This is a genomic window from Microcoleus sp. A003_D6, assembly GCF_036702825.1.
Classification (GTDB): domain Bacteria; phylum Cyanobacteriota; class Cyanobacteriia; order Cyanobacteriales; family Microcoleaceae; genus Microcoleus.
The window spans coordinates 1-17,312 of sequence record NZ_JAUBWA010000135.1; the positions used below are offsets into that span (position 1 = coordinate 1).

A 17,312-nucleotide genomic window follows, 5' to 3' on the forward strand; every position below is an offset into this window, starting at 1 on the left:
TCAAAAAAGCCTTTGCAAAAAAGGAAAAAGAAGCCTGCGGTCTAACTGTACCCAGTTGACCGTCAGGTTAGTTCACTATTTCTATACTTAGAAGTTAGCAGTAAAACCCTAGCTGGGCCGCAGGCAAGGTAATAACATTGCCGGTCAGAGCTCCAGCGCGCGCGCTGGAGTCCTGGCCGGCAATATCATGCTAATCAGTGGTAGGATTAGCGATCAAAAATGTATCGAAATGTAAAGTGCAGCGCCGCTCTAGGTTTTGAAAGCCATTTAGTTAAAAGATTCAGGTAGGTAGTTTTATGCCCGCGACCGTCCCCTTTGAACAAATTGACCGGATTGTTTGGAATCAGCACCACGATCCATTTGAAGTGCTAGGCCCCCACGCGATCGAAGAAAATGGCAAAAAAGTCTGGGCCGTCCGAGTTTATCTGCCGAATGCGGATGCGGTATCGGTAGTTTTGCCCGAGGCCAGGGCCGAATACCCGATGAAATCAGAGCATCACCCTCACTTTTTTGAATGTACGATCGAAACCCCAGAACTAGCAAACTATCAACTGCGGGTGAAAGAAGGAGAACACGAACGCTTTATTTACGACCCCTACGCCTTTCGATCGCCCAAACTCACAGAATTTGACCTGCACCTATTCTCAGAAGGCAACCACCACCGGATTTACGAAAAACTGGGGGCGCACCTCACCGAAGTAGACGGCATCACAGGAGTATATTTTGCCGTTTGGGCTCCAAATGCCCGCAACGTTTCAGTTTTAGGCGATTTCAACTATTGGGACGGTCGCAAACATCAAATGCGGAAATCTCATAACGGGATCTGGGAATTATTTATTCCGGGACTCGAAGTGGGAACTTCCTACAAATACGAAGTGAAAAACCAAGACGGACATCCCTACGAAAAATCCGATCCTTACGGTTTCCAGCAAGAAGTGCGGCCCAAAACAGCATCAATTGTCACCGACTTAAGCACCTACACTTGGAACGACAGCGCTTGGATAGAAAAGCGGCGGCATACAGACCAACTGACGCAGCCGGTTTCGGTATACGAATGCCACATCGGTTCTTGGCTGCACGCTGCTACTGACGAACCCGCCGTGCTACCAAATGGGGAAATAGAACCCGCCGTGCAGGTTTCGGAACTGAATCCCGGGGCGCGCTTTCTGACTTACCGGGAATTGGCCGATCGGCTGATTCCCTACGTCAAAGATTTGGGATTCACCCACATCGAAATACTGCCAGTGGCAGAACATCCTTTCGACGGTTCTTGGGGCTATCAAGTCACCGGCTATTTCGCCCCAACTTCCCGCTACGGCAAACCTGAAGATTTCATGTATTTTGTTGACCAGTGCCACGCCAGCGGCATTGGCGTATTAGTGGATTGGGTACCGGGACATTTCCCGAAAGACGGCCACGGTTTGGCTTTCTTTGACGGAACTCACTTGTACGAACACGCCGACCCCCGCAAGGGCGAGCACAAAGAGTGGGGAACCCTAGTATTTAACTACGGCCGCAACGAAGTGCGGAATTTCCTAGTATCAAATGCTCTGTTCTGGTTTGACAAGTACCACATCGACGGGATTCGCGTAGATGCGGTGGCCTCGATGCTTTATTTGGATTACTGCCGCGAACCCGGAGAATGGCTGACCAACCAGTACGGGGGCCGGGAAAATATCGAAGCGGCAGATTTTCTGCGACAGGCTAATCACGTCATTTTTAGCTATTTCCCAGGTGCGCTGTCGATCGCCGAAGAATCAACCTCTTGGCCGATGGTATCTTGGCCGACCTATGTAGGCGGTTTGGGCTTCAACCTGAAGTGGAACATGGGTTGGATGCACGATATGCTCGACTATTACCACATGGACCCGTGGTTCCGCCAGTTCCACCAGAACAACATAACTTTCAGTATGTGGTACAACCACAGCGAGAATTTCATGCTGGCTTTGTCCCACGATGAGGTAGTCCACGGCAAAGCCCACATCATCGGAAAAATGCCAGGGGACGAATGGCAAAAGTTTGCAAACGTGCGGTGTTTGTTTACTTTTATGTTTGCTCATCCCGGAAAGAAAACGATATTTATGGGGATGGAGTTCGGCCAGTGGCACGAGTGGAACGTTTGGGGAGATTTGCAGTGGCAGTTGCTGCAATTCGATCCGCACCAAAAGTTGAAGCTGTTTTTTAAGGATTTGAACAATTTGTACCGCAGCGAAACGGCACTTTACAGTCAAGATTTTGCTGAGGAAGGGTTTGAGTGGATTGATTGCAGCGACAACCGGCACAGCGTGGTGGCCTTTGTGCGCCGAGAGAAGGATGGCGACGAGTTTGTAGTGACGGTGTGCAATTTTACGCCGCAGCCGCACTCTCACTATCGGGTAGGAGTGCCGGAACCGGGTTTCTATACGGAGTTGTTTAACAGCGACGCGCGGGAGTACGGCGGCAGCAATATGGGGAATTTGGGGGGCAAGTGGACTGATGAGTGGTGGTTCCACAACAGCCCTTATTCGATCGACTTGTGTTTGCCGCCTTTGGGTGTGTTGATTTTAAAGATCGATCGCGAAAAAACAGCGCGGCGTAATTCTCAATAGTTTTGAGTTTTGAGTTGTGAGAGTTGTGAGTTAACAATCAAAACTTTCTTAATCGTAAAACTTTGAGGGTATTCAGAAACCCGGTTTATCCAAGAAACCGGGTTTTTTTATGTTTTGTTTTTCTGCCGAATATCCTTAATGGGATTTATACCATTTTAGATTTTAGATTTTAGCCCGTAGAGTGCCGGGAAATTCTTGAGTAGACGAGCAATTGCATAAATATTTGATCGATCGATCGCAGATGAAAGGCAGATAAACCCAGATAAACGCAGATAATTTCCTGATTGGCAAAGCTTGGGAATGCAATCTTGTCTAGCTAGTAGGGTGCGTCAGGGGGGGGGAATTCTTGAGTAGGTGGTCGTCACATTCAGCCCCCTGACGCACCCTACAATAACTACAATAACTTACCGATTACCAATTTTTAATTTCGAGTATCGGAAGCGCCAAGATTATAAGAAACTTTAGACTGCTCAACTGTTACTACTTCCGAAATAGACTTTTCCTCCACTGCGTCTAAATTTGGCAGCGGCATATGCTTCATTTCCCAAACTTTCAGCAAAATTAGATATTCATAAAAAGCTTGCAGCGTGCACCAAGCCAATCCCGCTTGACCGTCAAGAAATCCGCCGAGTAAGATATACATATAGAAAAAGCGCACGACAGGCCGCAAAGGCAAGCGCAAAGAAAAATCCTTCAAAGCGCGGCGCCTTTCCACCTCCGATGCGCCAAACAATAAATCCCACCAATTTACTTGACCCGCTTCTAATTGTCGGAGAGTTTCAGCCGCCTCGTCAGTCGAGTAGCGGTTGTGCTTTTCAATCCAGCGGGAAAGACCTTTGCTGCAAGTATAGTGAGGGTAGGTTTCCTTCAAAAAATGAGTAGGCCCGTTGCAGACTTCCCGTTCTGTGTGACCGTAGTCAGTAAACCATACTCGGTCTTTGCGAAACAGGCGCATTTGATAGCGGGGATATTGAGTGCTGCGGCGAATCCAGCGCTCCATAAATATTACTTTTTCAGCTACGTAATAGCCGATATATTCTTGACTTTCGATCGCCTTTAAGCATTCAGCAAACAGTGCAGGCGTCATCCGCTCGTCAGCTTCGAGGATGTAAACCCATTCGTGCTTGCACGGGACTTCTTGGAGCATCCAAGTCCGCTGGCGTCCGTGAGTTTCAAAGCGGTGCTGCACTGTTTGCACGGCATAGTTCTGAACAATCTCAAGGGTGCGATCGCTGCTGAAAGAATCAACTACAATGATATCGTCACAAAGCAGTACCGATTCAATGCAAGCGGCGATATCAATCTCTTCGTTGTAAGTCAGAATATAAATTGAGAACATTCCCAGCTTTCAGTAAGGGCAAACTATCAGGCAAATCAAGTATTTATTTCTCAGGGATGTCTCGAATTGCGCGATCCCTGCCAGCACCGATCACATTTTGCGACGGCCGAACCGCAGAATTCCCATACTTCTCAATCCAGTCCAACCAACAGTAATGTAGCCGATCGCTAACAGCAAACTGCTGATTCCCGTCTGCAAACTCGAATTTCTCGATCGAGTTCTCAATTCTTTCTCTTTTTGTTGCTTGCGGGTGCGAATCTCGTTGCGAGCTTGATTTGGCAGTTCTTGGGCTTGCTGTTCGAGGAAATTGTCGAGGGCTTTCGGGTCATTTTTCGACTCCTGAAGCACAGCTTTCAATTCCTTGGGAACATCTGGACTCTTGAGTGCTTGTTGCAGCTTCCCGTCGTCTTGCAGCAGCGCGCCTATCTGGCTGCGGCGCTGGCTTTTAAGCTGTTCTACCTGAGCTTTAAACTGATCGCTTTTAATTTGCGCCTCTAGTTGACCTTCCGCTTGTCCGGCTTCTTTATCCACTTGAACTAGAGCATCCTTGAGTTCCAAACGAGTATTGTTGAGGTGAACGGGAACCAGCAACAGGTAAATTAGCCCTAACAAGCTGGAAATCAATAGCGCCCAGAATCGCAAGTCAACCCAAACATTGCGGCGCTCAATCGAGACTCCACTGCTGCTGTCCACCCAAAAGCCTGTCATTAGCATGGCTATACCCATCAAAGGAATAATGCCCCGGTCAACTATCTGAGTTGCTGCGGCCAACTGCCAGCCTCGATTGAGAATGTCGGAGGTTTCTCCCGGCAGCGACAGAACAATGCAGTCAAGCAAAGCAGAGAGAATCAAGATAATCCCGACTACTTTTAGAGTTCGAGCAGCTACTGAAGAAAATTGACGGCTGTTAGTTGCTTTCATAATTCCTGTTAGATAATTCTACACCGTTAGATTCAAGAGGGTAGTTGACTGAATTTTGTTGAACGAGTTAAGTTATTTTCCACCAAAATAGCTCGTTCGGGTACTTACCTCGACTTTCCCCTGGCTTTTCACAGGCTGCGGTTGCGAGCCCAAAGGGTCGAGTTTCTGCACGGGTATGCAGAGTTTGGTACAGGAGGCGGCGCGCTTCTGGGGTGGCTGTAAAGCTCGGTCAAGATAGCGCCCAGAAACTGCACCAAGCAACGGCTGGCGAAAGCCTGAGTCTGACGAATGCAGGGTACAGATGAGTTCTGCACGCTTGGGTTCCTTCTTTTAACTAGCTTTCGCTCGCGGCGGTGTCAGAAATAACAGACACAGGAGGATCGCGTTTCGTTGGGCTTGACCCCCCTAGGACTCCCACTCCCCGCCAGCCAGAGGCAGTGGCACAAAATCTCCTGTCTTATAGTAATTGATATAAGAGAGGGCTGGAATAAATAATTGTTTCTCAACCTTTTTAACCTCCAATTAGCTTGATTCACGACACGGCAGTCACAGCTACTCGTGTAGCTGTTTTTTGCTTTTTCCTTCTGTGAAGCTTAGCTTCCCCGCTATAGCATTATTGCTTCTTCCTTCTTGCTTAAGAGTGACTAATTACTAATTGTCAATTAGTAATTGCCCGCTACTATTATTCGCAGCTTGAGTGATTTATTTTTTAATGGCGAAGGTGCTATTGTCTCACATTTTTTGGTAGGATGATTCATCGCTATTCAAATTTGCTGGTGGTGACTGCAATGATTTCTGGTGTTTACACGTTGAGAGAACTTGAAAGAGCGATCGCATCCGATCCGGACAAGTGGCGTCCGATCGTGTTTACTAACGGCTGCTTCGATATCCTGCACTGCGGTCACGTCCGCTATTTGCAGGCGGCAAAAAATATGGGGCGATCGCTCGTGGTGGGCTTGAATAGCGACGCCAGCGTGCAAGCTATCAAACCGCAGCAGCCGGGATTGCCGCCCCGCCCGATCGTACCGGAAAATCAGCGAGCCGAAGTGTTAGCTGCCCTCAAACCAGTAGACGCGGTAGTAATTTTTTCCGAGATTACAGCAACTAAACTGATAAATATCGTGAAGCCAGATATATACGTTAAAGGAGGCGACTATCAAGTCGAAACTCTGCCGGAAGCACCGGCTGTTATCGCCGGAGGCGGCAAGATTTCCTTGATCGAAATAGAAGTTCCGAGTTCTACCAGCGCGATCGTCAAACGCATTTTGCTGTTAGGTACTTAACCCTCGATCGCAAATAGCAAACAGTAAGTTAAACTCAGAAGTTGCCCCATCAAAAAATACTCTTAGTGCGATCGCTCGTACAACTTCATCCCAATTGTTACGCAGGAGATAATTTCAATGGAACTCACAAGCAATAACACGATCGCGGAAATCATACAAAGACACAAAGCAGAGCTACTAGCAGATTGGCTCAAAGAACTGCAAAATACCGGGCTGCGGCGGGACGACTTGATGAGAGCCAAAGAATTGCGCTCCGAGTGTCAAGAGTTCCTGCAATTGCTCCACATTGCAGTCGGGCACGGTAACTTTAGCGACATCCAGACACCCGAATGGGAAAATATGCGACTGCTGCTAGCAGAAGTTTCGCGATCGCGCGTTCAGAGAGGCTTTACTCCCTCAGAGATAGCGAGTTTCATTTTATGCTTCAAAAAGCCATTGTTCGATCGGCTTTGTCACGAACTCACACAAAACCGCGACGCACTTGTCGAACAACTTTGGCTTTCCACCAGTTTATTAGACCAGCTAGGCCTTTGGGTGACAGAAATCTTTCTCAAAGCTCGCGAAGAAGTCATCGAACGCCAGCAGCAAGAAATGCTCGAATTGTCAACACCCGTAGTCAAACTTTGGCAAGGAATTCTCGCATTACCCATGATCGGGACTCTCGACAGCGCCCGCACTCAAATAGTCATGGAAACTCTGTTGCAGGAAATCATGGAAACCGGCTCAGAATTTGCGATTTTAGACATTACAGGCGTGCCGACTGTTGACACTTTAGTCGCTCAACATTTATTAAAAACTGTCGCCGCCGCCCGTTTAATGGGTACTGAGTGCATCATCAGTGGGATTCGCCCGCAAATAGCTCAAACCATAGTTCACTTGGGAGTTGACTTGCAAGATATTCTGACAAAAGCGACTTTAGCAGATGCTTTTAAAGTCGCTTTGCAGCGCCAAGGTTTAACTATAAGAAATCTTCAAGAGGAAAAATAAAAATATTGGCCTTTTGGCCTAAAAAATTAAGTGAAAATTCAAATAGAGGTGGATTTGTGGAACGGATACCGATACTTCAAATGGGAGAATTTCTGCTAGTAACAATTCAAGTGGATATGCACGATCGCTTAGCAATGACGCTGCAAGACGACCTGACAAACCGCATCGTCAAAACAGGCGTTAAAGGTGTTTTAATAGAAATCTCTTCCCTCGAAATAGTAGATTCTTTTATCGGTCGCATCATCAACAATATCGCTAGTATGTCGCGAATTTTAGATGCTGAAACAGTTGTGGTCGGGATGCAGCCAGCGGTTGCGATCACGCTCGTTGAGTTGGGGCTTTCCCTGACAGGAGTCCGCACAGCTTTAAGCGTTGAAAAGGGCATGATTTTGTTGCGAAAATCCTTGGGTTTTTCTCCTAACGAGAATGCGCGAGCAGTCGATAAATCGTCCCATAACTGAGGCACAGGCAGTAATGAAATCTGGTGTGTTTGTAGATAGCTTGTTGACAAACTCAAGATTGCTGACAAGAAACTGGGTGGATGAGCGTAAGTCCTATGTTTTGTCGAGAAGTTCTGTTTTGGTAGAGTAGCCATGTCAAAACGTGAGACACTAGAAATCCGATCGTCATCCGATATAGTCCACGTCCGACAGCAAGTGCGAATTTGGGCTGTAGCAATGGGATTCGGTTTAGTAGACCAAACAAAAATCGTTACCGCAGCAAGCGAACTCGCCCGCAATACTGTAGACTACGGCAAAGGGGGAACTGTAACTCTCGAAACGCTCCAATTAGGTAGTCGCAAAGGGCTGCGGCTGATATTTGAAGACAAGGGCCCGGGAATTCCAGACATCGAATTGGCAATGACTGACGGTTATACTTCTAATCAGGGTTTGGGTTTGGGACTCAGTGGTTCTAAGCGGTTGATGCACGAATTTGAGATTGTTTCCAAAGTGGGTAAGGGGACTAAAATTGCGATCGTCCGCTGGCGGTGAGGAAGATTGGGAGAGGGGGAGATTGGGAGAGGGGGAGAGGGGGAGATTGGGAGAGGGGGAGATTGGGAGAGGGGGAGATGGGGAGAAGGGGAGATTGGGAGAGGGGGAGAGGGGGAGAGGGGGAGATTGGGAGAGGGGGAGAGGGGGAGAGGGGGGAAATATTCACGCTTGACTGCTTTCTTGTAACTAATATACCTCTTGCCAAAGTCGCAAACTATCTTAAAATTATCTGCGTTGCATTTGCGTTGCATCTGCGGTTTCGCAATCAATCAAAGATTTATGCAATCAGACCAATGACTAATGCCCAATGCCCAATGACCAATGCCCAATGCCCAATGCCCAATGACCAATGACTAATGACTAATGAATCTTTAAATGCGTGCCAGCTTAAGATTAGAACTATAAAAAAATGATAGATGCTGTAGCCCTGCCCGTAACAGAAGAAAGTCAAGTCGGAGAAGCGCGGCGAATCGCAGTCGCCCTCGCGACGGAAGTCGGATTTAACGAGACCGATCGCGGTAAAGTGGCAATTGTTACCACCGAAGCAGCAAAAAACGCGGTCAAGCACGCCCGCGAAGGAGAACTTTTGCTGCGAACATTAAAAACAGCGGCAGGATACAGCATTGAAATATTAGCGCTAGATAGGGGGCAGGGAATGGCAAATGTCGCGCTGTGTATGCGGGACGGTTTTTCTACAGCGGGAAGCCCGGGAACCGGACTGGGGGCAATTAAACGCCTCTCTAATTTTTTTGATATTCATTCTGTACCGAAACTGGGGACAGCCTTATTAATGCGGCTCTCCCCGACCCAAAACAGCCGGGAAGCCTCCCAAAACAGCAATTACTTGGAATTTGGAGTCGTTCACTTGCCCAAAACAGGAGAGAAAATTTGCGGGGATTCCTGGGCTGCGGAAAATCATCTGGACAAAAACCTGATTTTAGTTGCAGACGGGCTCGGCTACGGGGATTTGGCCCAGGAAGCGTCTCAGGAAGCAGTGCGCGTATTTGAGGAAAACGCTAAACTGGGGCCGAAAGCAATTTTAGAGAAGGCGCACGCTGCTTTAAAAAATACCAGAGGAGCGGCTGCGGCGATCGCCCAAATCGATCGTACCCAACAAACAATTTGTTTTGCCGGAATTGGCAACATCAGCGGTGTAGTTGTCACAGATAACCAAAGCCGCAGCATGGTTTCCTACAACGGCACAGTTGGACATATGATGCGAAAAGTAGCAGAATTTGTCTATCCTTGGTCGCAGCAGTCCTTACTCATCATGCACTCCGACGGTTTGGCGGCGCAGTGGAATTTAAACCGTTACCCGGGTTTAGCTTCCAAACATCCTGCTTTAATCGCAGCCGTGCTCTACCGGGACTTCAAACGCACTCGCGATGACATGACAGTTATAGTAGCCAAGGTGAGAGAATCAGCGTGAGTTACCCAATCCTGACGACGGAAGTCCGCTTTGAACAAGACATCGTACAAGTACGCCAAAGAGCTCGCCAAATTGCCGCATGGCTGGGATTCGATTCCCAAGTACAAACCCGCATCGCCACAGCAGTTTCCGAAATTGCCCGCAATGCTTTTAAATATGCAGGCGGTGGCAAGGTAGAATTCATTGTGGAAGGGGAATCGCCCCAAATTTTTCGGACTCGGATTTCCGACACCGGGCCGGGAATTGCTGATTTACCGGCTGTGTTGGGCCCCAATTTTCGATCGCAAACCGGCGCGGGACTCGGTTTAGCAGCAGCGAAACGGTTGATGGACGAAGTGAAAATAGACTCTCGGCCCGATCGCGGAACGGCTGTACAATTAATTAAACAGTTTTCCAAAAATATGCCCGCGCTGAGTGCGATCGAACTAAATAAATTAGTTGACAAACTAGCGCGCCAAATTCCCGAAGATCCCTATGCCGAAATTCAGCAGCAAAATCAAGAATTACTGCGTACTTTAGACGAACTCCGCCAGCGTCAAGAAGAACTCGTACAATTAAATCAACAACTAGAAGATACCAATCGCGGAGTTCTGGCACTTTACGCTGAATTGAACGACAAGGCCGAATCTCTCCGGCGCGCCAGCGAACTCAAAACCAGCTTTCTCTCCAATATGAGCCACGAGTTTCGCACTCCGCTAACGGCAATTATGAGCCTTTCCGAAATATTGTTACATCGCCTCGACGGAGAACTTTCAGCCGAACAGGACAAGCAAGTAAATTACATTTACAAATCCGCCGAGTCTCTCGCAGAACTTGTCAACGACTCGTTAGATTTAGCCAAAGTCGAAGCCGGAAAACTAACGGTTCGCTTGGCTGATTTTGAAGTTGAAGATTTGTTCAGCGCGTTGCGAGGAATGATGCGCCCCCTGCTTCCCCAAAACTCTGCCGTTTCTATAATTTTTGAAGATCCTCTCGAACTTCCAACCCTCACAACCGACGAGGGAAAAGTTTCTCAGATTTTGCGAAATCTGATTTCTAATGCCCTCAAATTTACCGAAGCAGGTGAAGTTCGAGTTGCTGCGGAAATAGGAGAGGAGGGAACAGTTACTTTTTCAGTAGCAGATACGGGCATCGGCATTCCCCCAGCCGATCGAACGCGGATTTTTGAAGAATTTGTCCAACTCGAAAATCCCTTGCAGAAGGGCGTCAAAGGCACCGGATTGGGATTGTCTCTGTGCAAAAAACTGGCAGAATTTTTGGGGGGAAGCATTGAAATAAAAAGTTCGCTGGGAACGGGTTCGACTTTTTTGGTCAAACTGCCGATCGTCTATGCTGGAGATGGAGAAAACACTTGGGAAATATCCGCTGCTAAGGGGGATGAAATACCGCAGGCGATCGCAAATTCTCGATCGCCTGCGCCGGATTCAGCAGCAAAAGTTTTGATTGTGGAGAAGGAAGATAATTTTTCGGTATTTGCTGAAAAACTTGCTGGCAGAAATTCATTGTACTGCGATCGAGGTCGCCAACGGTGCTGAAGGTTGCCGATCGGCTAGTCTTGAGAGTTATGGCATAAATCTTTGATAGAGCCGGTCAACCGCAGATGTAAGGTAGATAAACGCAGATCGACGCAGATAATTTCAAGATAGATAAGATGGCGGTTGAAACCGTGTCTACAAAAACGAAGTTTATTTAATTTGCAACAGCATTTAACATTTGTGCTGTAAAATATAGTTCTCAGAAGACTGGGCGGTTGAAACCGCGTCTACACAAACAAAACCCGCCTCCGCGGGTTGAAGACCAGACGGTTAAATTAGGTTATCCTCTTCAGTCCGCGGAGGCGGACATCGTTTGTATAGACGCGGTTTCAACCGCCGTCTTGTCTTTAGATAAGATCCCAACCCATACAAAATAAGCCATTCCCAATTCTAAAATCTAAAATCTAAAATCTAAAATGGTATGACTTTCATCTCCCTTCAATATGCCCTGTTTCTGTTAGTTTTGTTCGCGGCTTACTGGTTGGTTCCGCTCAGGTGGTGGCGGTTGTTTATCATGCTGGTGGGTAGTTTAATTTTTTACGCTTCGCTGCAAATTTGGTACATTCCTTTGCTGTTAATCGGTGTTTTGTTTAACTACTGCTTGGCGATGGCGATTGGGGAACCTCTGGATTGGCGGATTGCTAATGAATCTTGGAACCGCCGCCGTTTGTTGCTGCTGTGGATAGGAATTGGGCTGAATGTGTTGCTGCTTCTGGGTTTTAAGTATGTGCCTTTTTTCTTGAGTTCGATCGGCACTTTGTTAAATTGGCCTTTTGCTCTCGACGGGGCTGACTGGGTGAAAACTCATGTCATCGCACCTTTGGGATTGAGTTTCTTTTGCTTTGAGTGCATTGCTTATTTGATTGACGTGTACCGAGGCGCGCCGGCTGCGACTTCCCTGCTAAATTTTGCTGCTTACAAGTTGTTTTTTCCGAAACTGATTTCCGGCCCGATTACTCGGTATCACAACTTGATTTATCAACTGAAAACTCAGGAATTTCCGACGCCCGATCGCATTTCTGAGGGACTTTGGACGATCGCCTTCGGTGCAGTAAAAAAAGGTCTTTTCGCAGATAACTTGGGAATTTATGTCGATTTAAGTTTTACCAATTTGCAGCGGGCGGGTAGCGAGGATTTGTGGCTGGCGATTTTTGCTTACGGGCTGCAACTTTATCTCGATTTTAGCGGCTATGTTGACATGGCGCGCGGTACTGCTTTGCTGCTGGGTTGGTATTTGCCACCCAATTTTGATTTTCCTTATTTTAGTGCCAGCATCGCCGATTTTTGGCGGCGCTGGCACATGACTTTAGGGGATTGGTTGCGGAATTATTTGTATTTTCCTTTGGGGGGTTCGCGAGTCGGTTTGTGGCGCACTTGTCTGAATTTGTCGATCGTCATGTTAATTGCGGGAATTTGGCACGGGGCGGCTTGGGGATTTATTGTGTGGGGGGGTTTACACGGTTTAGCTTTGGCGGTTCACAGGCTGACTGATGTGCTGTTTAAGCGATTGCGGATGGAGTTTTTGTGGGAAAATCCGATCGGCATTGCGATCGGTTGGCTGTTGACTCAGGCGATGGTTTTTGGTAGTTGGATATTTTTCCGCCTTCCCGATTTAAAGGATTCTGGGTGGGCGATTTCGCATTTGTGGGGACACGCTGCTGACGTGCAGTTTGCTAATAAGGTTTATGTGGAAGCTTTGGGTTTGGAAAGAGTACATTTAACTTGGATGTTGGCGGCTTTGGCTGCGGCGATGCTGGGGAATTATGCGTTGAGTCGGGGTTTGAAATTGGAGTTAAATTGGCCTGTGAAATTGGTGTTGGTGCCGCTTTGTTTGTATGCGGTTTGGGTGTTGGCTCCCGAGGGCGGTTTGCCTTATATTTATTTTGATTTTTAGAAGACGGTTGAAATCGCACCTATACAGAAACCGGGCGGTTGAAACCGCGTCTATACAGACAAAACCCACCTCCGTGGCTTGAAGACAAGTTTGATTCCCATTTGATTCCCCGTAAAGTGCGCAATGCCCACTTTTCTTCAGTCCGCGGAGGCGGACATCGTTTGTGTAGTCGCGGTTTCAACCGCCGAATCTAGTTGGTGTTTTGGTGCTCTTCAGCGCACCCTACAACTGATAAGAACACCAGTCACTCCAACTACCTACATAAAGTTTAGCATCGGGAATTCCGGCGATTTCTAAAGACAGCAAATTAACGCAAGCCGTCACCCCGGAACCGCAATAAACAATAATTTCTTCGGCTTTTTCTAATTCCGTCCACCGCTGTTTTTGTTCGGAGGTCGATCGCACTTTTCCCGTTTCATCCGTCACCTCTTGCCAAGGATAGTTTACCGCACCCGGAATGTGACCTGCAATGGGGTCGATCGGCTCCCGCAAACCTGCGTATCTCTCGCTTTCTCGCGAATCAACCAAAACCGTGTCCGGCAAGTCTTTGCGCTCTTTTACAGCCTCAATATCTACCGCCAAATCCCGCTGCAATTCGGTCACAAATTTACCCTCGCGGGGTTCTGGCAAAGTATTTGTTACAGGATATCCTGCCGCTTTCCAGGCGCTGAAACCCCCGTCTAACAAAGCAACCTTGCTGTGTCCCATATATCGCAGCAGCCACCACAAACGAGCTGCAAAAGCCAGCCGCGAATCGTCATAAGCGACGACTAAAGTTTCTGGTGAATTAATGCCGGTCGCGCTCAATTTATCAGCTAATTCTCCAATATTTGGCAGCGGATGTCTGCCGCCGTGTTTGCCAACAGCACTCGCGAGATCGCGGTTTAAATCTAAATAGAAAGCTCCCGGGACATGACTTTCTTGATATTGTTTTTGTCCAGATTCTGGGTCGGCGAGGGAAAACCGACAGTCAATAATTATAACTTGCGGATTTTCGGTATTGGCGGCCAACCACTCAGGAGAAACAATCAAATTATTGTCAGTCATAAATATTCAAAAGTGTGCTTTAACTAACGTCTATCGAGAAGGAGTTGCTTTCTCAGGTTCTGCTTTTTCCGAATTAGATTTCTTAGGAGTTGCTTTCTCAGGTTCTGCTTTTTCCGAATTATATTTCTTAGGAGTTGCTTTCTCTGAAGGTGCTTTTTCCGAATTAGATTTCTTAGGAATTGCTTTCTCGGGTTCTGCTTTTTCCGAATTAGATTTCTTAGGAATTGCTTTCTCCGAAGGTGCTTTTTCTGCTGTTGCGGGAGTTGGACTTGGCGGTGGGGGATTTACTGCTGATTCTTGAGCGTAAAGGAGATATTTCTGATACTCGCTCACTTTTGTCTGAGCTAGTTGATGGTTGGAGCTAGAGACGGGTACTCTTCTCATCAACGATACCGCTTCTTGCCAGCGATCGGCAACGGTCGTCCAATCTTCCTTAGTTTTTGCCGATCGCCCTAATTCGGCTGCTTTAACTGCGCTGTTAACCGCCTCTCGAAAAGTATCCGGTGCAGTTGCGGGAGTCGCTGTTTCATCTGGATTATTGCCCGCAGTTGCTGTCGGCTCGTTCAAAATTTTACCGACAAACGCCACCACGGCGATCGCCAACATACCCGTCACCAGCCCGACTACAATGAAAGTCGATCGCAGCCGCTTCTCAAATACAGCAAATTCCGGCGATTTCTCCTCCTGAATATTGCTCTCCATCTCTGTGCGATCGTCGATATTAGCAACCGCAGTATTTGGCACAGATTCTCCCGCAAAGCTCTCTCGTTCCAAAGTGCTGCTCTCCAAACTAAACTCCTGACTCCAAGCAGCAGCAATCTGACCGCTTTCTCGGCCTTCAACCTTCACTTTGCGAATCGAATCCGGCTGCAAATTCGTCAGTTGACTCCGCACAAACTCAACTAATGTATCTTCTCTCGGTACTTGCTCGGCCTCAAGAATTACATCCAAACAGTCGCCGTAGAGATTCGCGGAGGCTGCGATCCCTTCTGATTGCAACTGGCTGTTGAGCGAAGATGCGATCGCAGTGGCGAGATTTCCCTGCTTGGCAAGTTCCTGAAAATTAAGCTCTGTCATAGCTGGACACCTGATAATGCAGAATCTAGAAGGTAGAAGTTCGGCAATGGATTGCGTAACGGATGTAACGGATAAAAAAAGTCAGAATGGTTTATTTATTTAGCGCCGTGAAGTCAGAATCAATATAATAGCCGATCTTTCCGCAATTAGGAACGTCTTAACCGTCGGGCGCGATTGCTATAGAAGGCAGAAAAAATGAAAAAGTCAGAAACCATAGTTTTTTTTAGTTGAAAACACCCTAACTGAAATTCAACGAATAGTATAATATATCTTGGTAAATTCAAGCTTTGTTGTGCAAATTATCATTCTCGTTCCTCCTCGAATCCCTTGGGGAAGGACTTGCATTCCGAACGATCGAACCGAACTCAAGTTTGCAGTAAGGAATGCAAGTCTTCTCGTTCAGCGGCCAGATATCGCTAGGATACTAAGAGTGGAACCGCAAGCATCGCCCCTCTTTCCCGACATCCGGCTCGAAAAAGCCTCGATCGCGCGGATTCGAGATTTGAGATTTGAGATTAAAAAATTATGCGATCGCAGTGCCATCGGCGGACAGCGAGTGATATCATCAGTTAGTCAATATTCAAGTTTTTATAGCAAATAACTCGATCGCACAATGATAGCAATAGCAATTTTAGCGGCTGGACGCGGCACGCGCATGAAATCTGACTTGCCCAAAGTTCTACACGAATTGGGCGGTCGATCGCTGGTTGAGCGAGTCCTCCAAAGTTGTCAAGAAATTGAAATTTCCCGGCGACTTGTCATCGTCGGTTATCGAGGCGAACTCGTTAAAGAATCTCTGATTCGAGGTCAAGAAATATCGGGGAACAATCCTCAATCTCCTCCCCTAGAATTTGTCGAACAAACCGAACAATTGGGAACCGGTCACGCCATCCAACAATTGCTGCCTCACTTAGAGGGATTTCAAGGAGACTTGCTAGTCTTAAATGGGGATGTACCTTTGCTGAGGGCAGAAACTATCAAACAATTGATGGCTGTTCACAAACAGCACCAAAACTCTGCTACTTTATTGACAGCTAATTTGCCGAATCCCCAAGGGTACGGGCGAGTATTTACCGACAGTCAAAACTTAGTCCAGCAAATTGTCGAAGACCGCGACTGCACACAAGCTCAAAAGCAAAATCACCGAATTAATGCAGGTGTTTACTGTTTTCACTGGCCCGATTTAGAGAAAATTTTGCCAGAATTGAAGGCAGACAATGACCAAAAAGAATATTACCTAACTGATACGGTAAATTTCCTCAGTCCGGTGATGGCGGTGGATGTGGAAGATTATCAAGAAATATTGGGAATTAACGATCGCAAACATTTAGCCACAGCTTGCGATATTTTGCAAACGCGGGTAAAGGACAAGTGGATGACGGCGGGAGTGACGCTGATAGATCCCAGCAGCATTACGATCGACGATACCGTAGAGTTGCAGCCGGATGTGGTAATTGAACCGCAAACTCACTTGCGGGGAAAAACTTCGATCGCCTCTGGGAGTCGCATCGGCCCCGGCAGTTTGATCGAAAACAGTCAAATTAAGGAAAACGTAACTGTACTTTATTCGGTAATTTCTGACAGTATTGTCGCAGAAAATTCGCGAGTTGGCCCTTACGCACACTTGCGGGGACACGCAGAAATTGGGGCGAACTGTCGCGTCGGCAATTTTGTAGAATTGAAAAATACTCAAATCGGCGATCGCACTAATGTCGCTCACTTGTCTTATTTAGGCGACGCGACTTTGGGAGAAAAAGTCAACATTGGTGCTGGGACGATTACGGCGAATTACGACGGAAAAAACAAGCACAAAACTCAAATAGGCGATCGCACTAAAACTGGTTCCAACAGCGTGCTGGTTGCACCGATAACTTTGGGGGAAGATGTTACTGTAGCGGCGGGTTCTGTGGTGACAGACGATGTGCCGAATGACTGTTTAGTAATTGCCCGTTCCCGGCAAGTTGTCAAACCAGGTTGGAAGTTGAAAGAACCAAAAAAGTGAACGATTGTTCACTTTTTTGATGAGGAGTTCCCACCCATCGGGACTTGCGCGCTCGATACCAAAGAAACCGGGTTTTTATAACGGGAGTGATGGCGCACTCGCGTGAGATTTTGGCCAACAACCCGGTTTCTGCGTAATATCCTGTAGTTTAGACTAACTAAAGATGAGAACGGTGGCAAAAGAAGAACTAGAGCCACCGCGCCGGGAGAGAATGAGGG

14 protein-coding genes are annotated in these 17,312 nt (G+C 47.4%); 10 read left to right on the forward strand and 4 right to left on the reverse strand.

From position 1 onward, the window contains the following. Positions 1-296 precede the first annotated feature (296 nt). Positions 297-2,588, forward strand: a complete 2,292-nt coding sequence (gene glgB / locus QUB70_RS26990; protein WP_332984586.1) for a 1,4-alpha-glucan branching enzyme — start codon at positions 297-299, stop codon at positions 2,586-2,588. A 421-nt stretch (positions 2,589-3,009) separates the two neighbouring features. Here the strand turns inward: glgB and QUB70_RS26995 are convergent, their stop codons facing one another. After that, positions 3,010-3,927: a glycosyltransferase family 2 protein gene (locus QUB70_RS26995; protein ID WP_332984588.1), complete on the reverse strand. Its 918-nt coding sequence runs from the start codon at positions 3,925-3,927 to the stop codon at positions 3,010-3,012. Between the two features lie 90 nt (positions 3,928-4,017). Further along, positions 4,018-4,848, reverse strand: a complete 831-nt coding sequence (gene hpsJ-B, locus QUB70_RS27000) for a hormogonium polysaccharide biosynthesis protein HpsJ (RefSeq protein WP_332984590.1) — start codon at positions 4,846-4,848, stop codon at positions 4,018-4,020. Positions 4,849-5,636: 788 nt separating this feature from the next. On the opposite strand from hpsJ-B, the gene rfaE2 reads away from it, so the two are divergent. The 7 genes from rfaE2 to QUB70_RS27035 all read left to right on the forward strand — a co-directional run bounded on the left by rfaE2 (position 5,637) and on the right by QUB70_RS27035 (position 12,968). After that, entirely contained in the window at positions 5,637-6,131 is a 495-nt protein-coding gene (rfaE2, locus tag QUB70_RS27005) for a D-glycero-beta-D-manno-heptose 1-phosphate adenylyltransferase (protein WP_332984602.1), read from the forward strand. A gap of 117 nt (positions 6,132-6,248) precedes the next feature. Next, positions 6,249-7,118: an STAS domain-containing protein gene (locus QUB70_RS27010; protein ID WP_332984591.1), complete on the forward strand. Its 870-nt coding sequence runs from the start codon at positions 6,249-6,251 to the stop codon at positions 7,116-7,118. 56 nt (positions 7,119-7,174) lie between these two features. Further along, positions 7,175-7,579: an STAS domain-containing protein gene (locus QUB70_RS27015; RefSeq protein WP_332984592.1), complete on the forward strand. Its 405-nt coding sequence runs from the start codon at positions 7,175-7,177 to the stop codon at positions 7,577-7,579. Positions 7,580-7,711: 132 nt separating this feature from the next. After that, positions 7,712-8,110 (forward strand): anti-sigma regulatory factor, encoded by a 399-nt coding sequence (locus tag QUB70_RS27020; protein ID WP_332984593.1) that lies wholly within the window; start codon positions 7,712-7,714, stop codon positions 8,108-8,110. A gap of 409 nt (positions 8,111-8,519) precedes the next feature. Next, the gene (locus tag QUB70_RS27025; protein WP_332984594.1) at positions 8,520-9,539 is read left to right on the forward strand and encodes an ATP-binding SpoIIE family protein phosphatase; all 1,020 of its coding nucleotides are present in this window, start codon (positions 8,520-8,522) and stop codon (positions 9,537-9,539) included. Beyond that, positions 9,536-11,074: an ATP-binding protein gene (locus tag QUB70_RS27030; RefSeq protein WP_332984595.1), complete on the forward strand. Its 1,539-nt coding sequence runs from the start codon at positions 9,536-9,538 to the stop codon at positions 11,072-11,074. The genes QUB70_RS27025 and QUB70_RS27030 overlap by 4 nt, the downstream gene beginning before the upstream one ends. A gap of 421 nt (positions 11,075-11,495) precedes the next feature. After that, the gene (locus tag QUB70_RS27035; RefSeq protein ID WP_332984596.1) at positions 11,496-12,968 is read left to right on the forward strand and encodes an MBOAT family O-acyltransferase; all 1,473 of its coding nucleotides are present in this window, start codon (positions 11,496-11,498) and stop codon (positions 12,966-12,968) included. 222 nt (positions 12,969-13,190) lie between these two features. Here the strand turns inward: QUB70_RS27035 and QUB70_RS27040 are convergent, their stop codons facing one another. Next, a complete protein-coding gene (locus QUB70_RS27040) occupies positions 13,191-14,015 on the reverse strand; it encodes a sulfurtransferase (protein WP_332984597.1) in 825 nt (274 codons plus the stop codon). Positions 14,016-14,045: 30 nt separating this feature from the next. Next, positions 14,046-15,092: a hypothetical protein gene (locus QUB70_RS27045; RefSeq protein WP_332984598.1), complete on the reverse strand. Its 1,047-nt coding sequence runs from the start codon at positions 15,090-15,092 to the stop codon at positions 14,046-14,048. Between the two features lie 292 nt (positions 15,093-15,384). Here QUB70_RS27045 and QUB70_RS27050 point away from each other — a divergent pair, with 292 nt between their 5' ends. Beyond that, entirely contained in the window at positions 15,385-15,693 is a 309-nt protein-coding gene (locus tag QUB70_RS27050) for a hypothetical protein (RefSeq protein ID WP_332984599.1), read from the forward strand. Positions 15,694-15,705: 12 nt separating this feature from the next. Next, on the forward strand, positions 15,706-17,094 hold the full coding sequence (glmU, locus tag QUB70_RS27055; RefSeq protein WP_332984601.1) for a bifunctional UDP-N-acetylglucosamine diphosphorylase/glucosamine-1-phosphate N-acetyltransferase GlmU: 1,389 nt from the start codon (positions 15,706-15,708) through the stop codon (positions 17,092-17,094). Positions 17,095-17,312 lie beyond the last annotated feature (218 nt).

What these genes read in the sequence shown, in the direction of transcription:
- glgB (WP_332984586.1), top strand. Translation starts at nt 297, where the DNA reads ATGCCCGCGACCGTCCCCTTTGAACAAATTGACCGGATTGTTTGGAAT.
- QUB70_RS26995 (WP_332984588.1), bottom strand. Translation starts at nt 3,927, where the DNA reads ATGTTCTCAATTTATATTCTGACTTACAACGAAGAGATTGATATCGCC.
- hpsJ-B (WP_332984590.1), bottom strand. Translation starts at nt 4,848, where the DNA reads ATGAAAGCAACTAACAGCCGTCAATTTTCTTCAGTAGCTGCTCGAACT.
- rfaE2 (WP_332984602.1), top strand. Translation starts at nt 5,637, where the DNA reads ATGATTTCTGGTGTTTACACGTTGAGAGAACTTGAAAGAGCGATCGCA.
- QUB70_RS27010 (WP_332984591.1), top strand. Translation starts at nt 6,249, where the DNA reads ATGGAACTCACAAGCAATAACACGATCGCGGAAATCATACAAAGACAC.
- QUB70_RS27020 (WP_332984593.1), top strand. Translation starts at nt 7,712, where the DNA reads ATGTCAAAACGTGAGACACTAGAAATCCGATCGTCATCCGATATAGTC.
- QUB70_RS27025 (WP_332984594.1), top strand. Translation starts at nt 8,520, where the DNA reads ATGATAGATGCTGTAGCCCTGCCCGTAACAGAAGAAAGTCAAGTCGGA.
- QUB70_RS27035 (WP_332984596.1), top strand. Translation starts at nt 11,496, where the DNA reads ATGACTTTCATCTCCCTTCAATATGCCCTGTTTCTGTTAGTTTTGTTC.
- QUB70_RS27040 (WP_332984597.1), bottom strand. Translation starts at nt 14,015, where the DNA reads ATGACTGACAATAATTTGATTGTTTCTCCTGAGTGGTTGGCCGCCAAT.
- QUB70_RS27045 (WP_332984598.1), bottom strand. Translation starts at nt 15,092, where the DNA reads ATGACAGAGCTTAATTTTCAGGAACTTGCCAAGCAGGGAAATCTCGCC.
- glmU (WP_332984601.1), top strand. Translation starts at nt 15,706, where the DNA reads ATGATAGCAATAGCAATTTTAGCGGCTGGACGCGGCACGCGCATGAAA.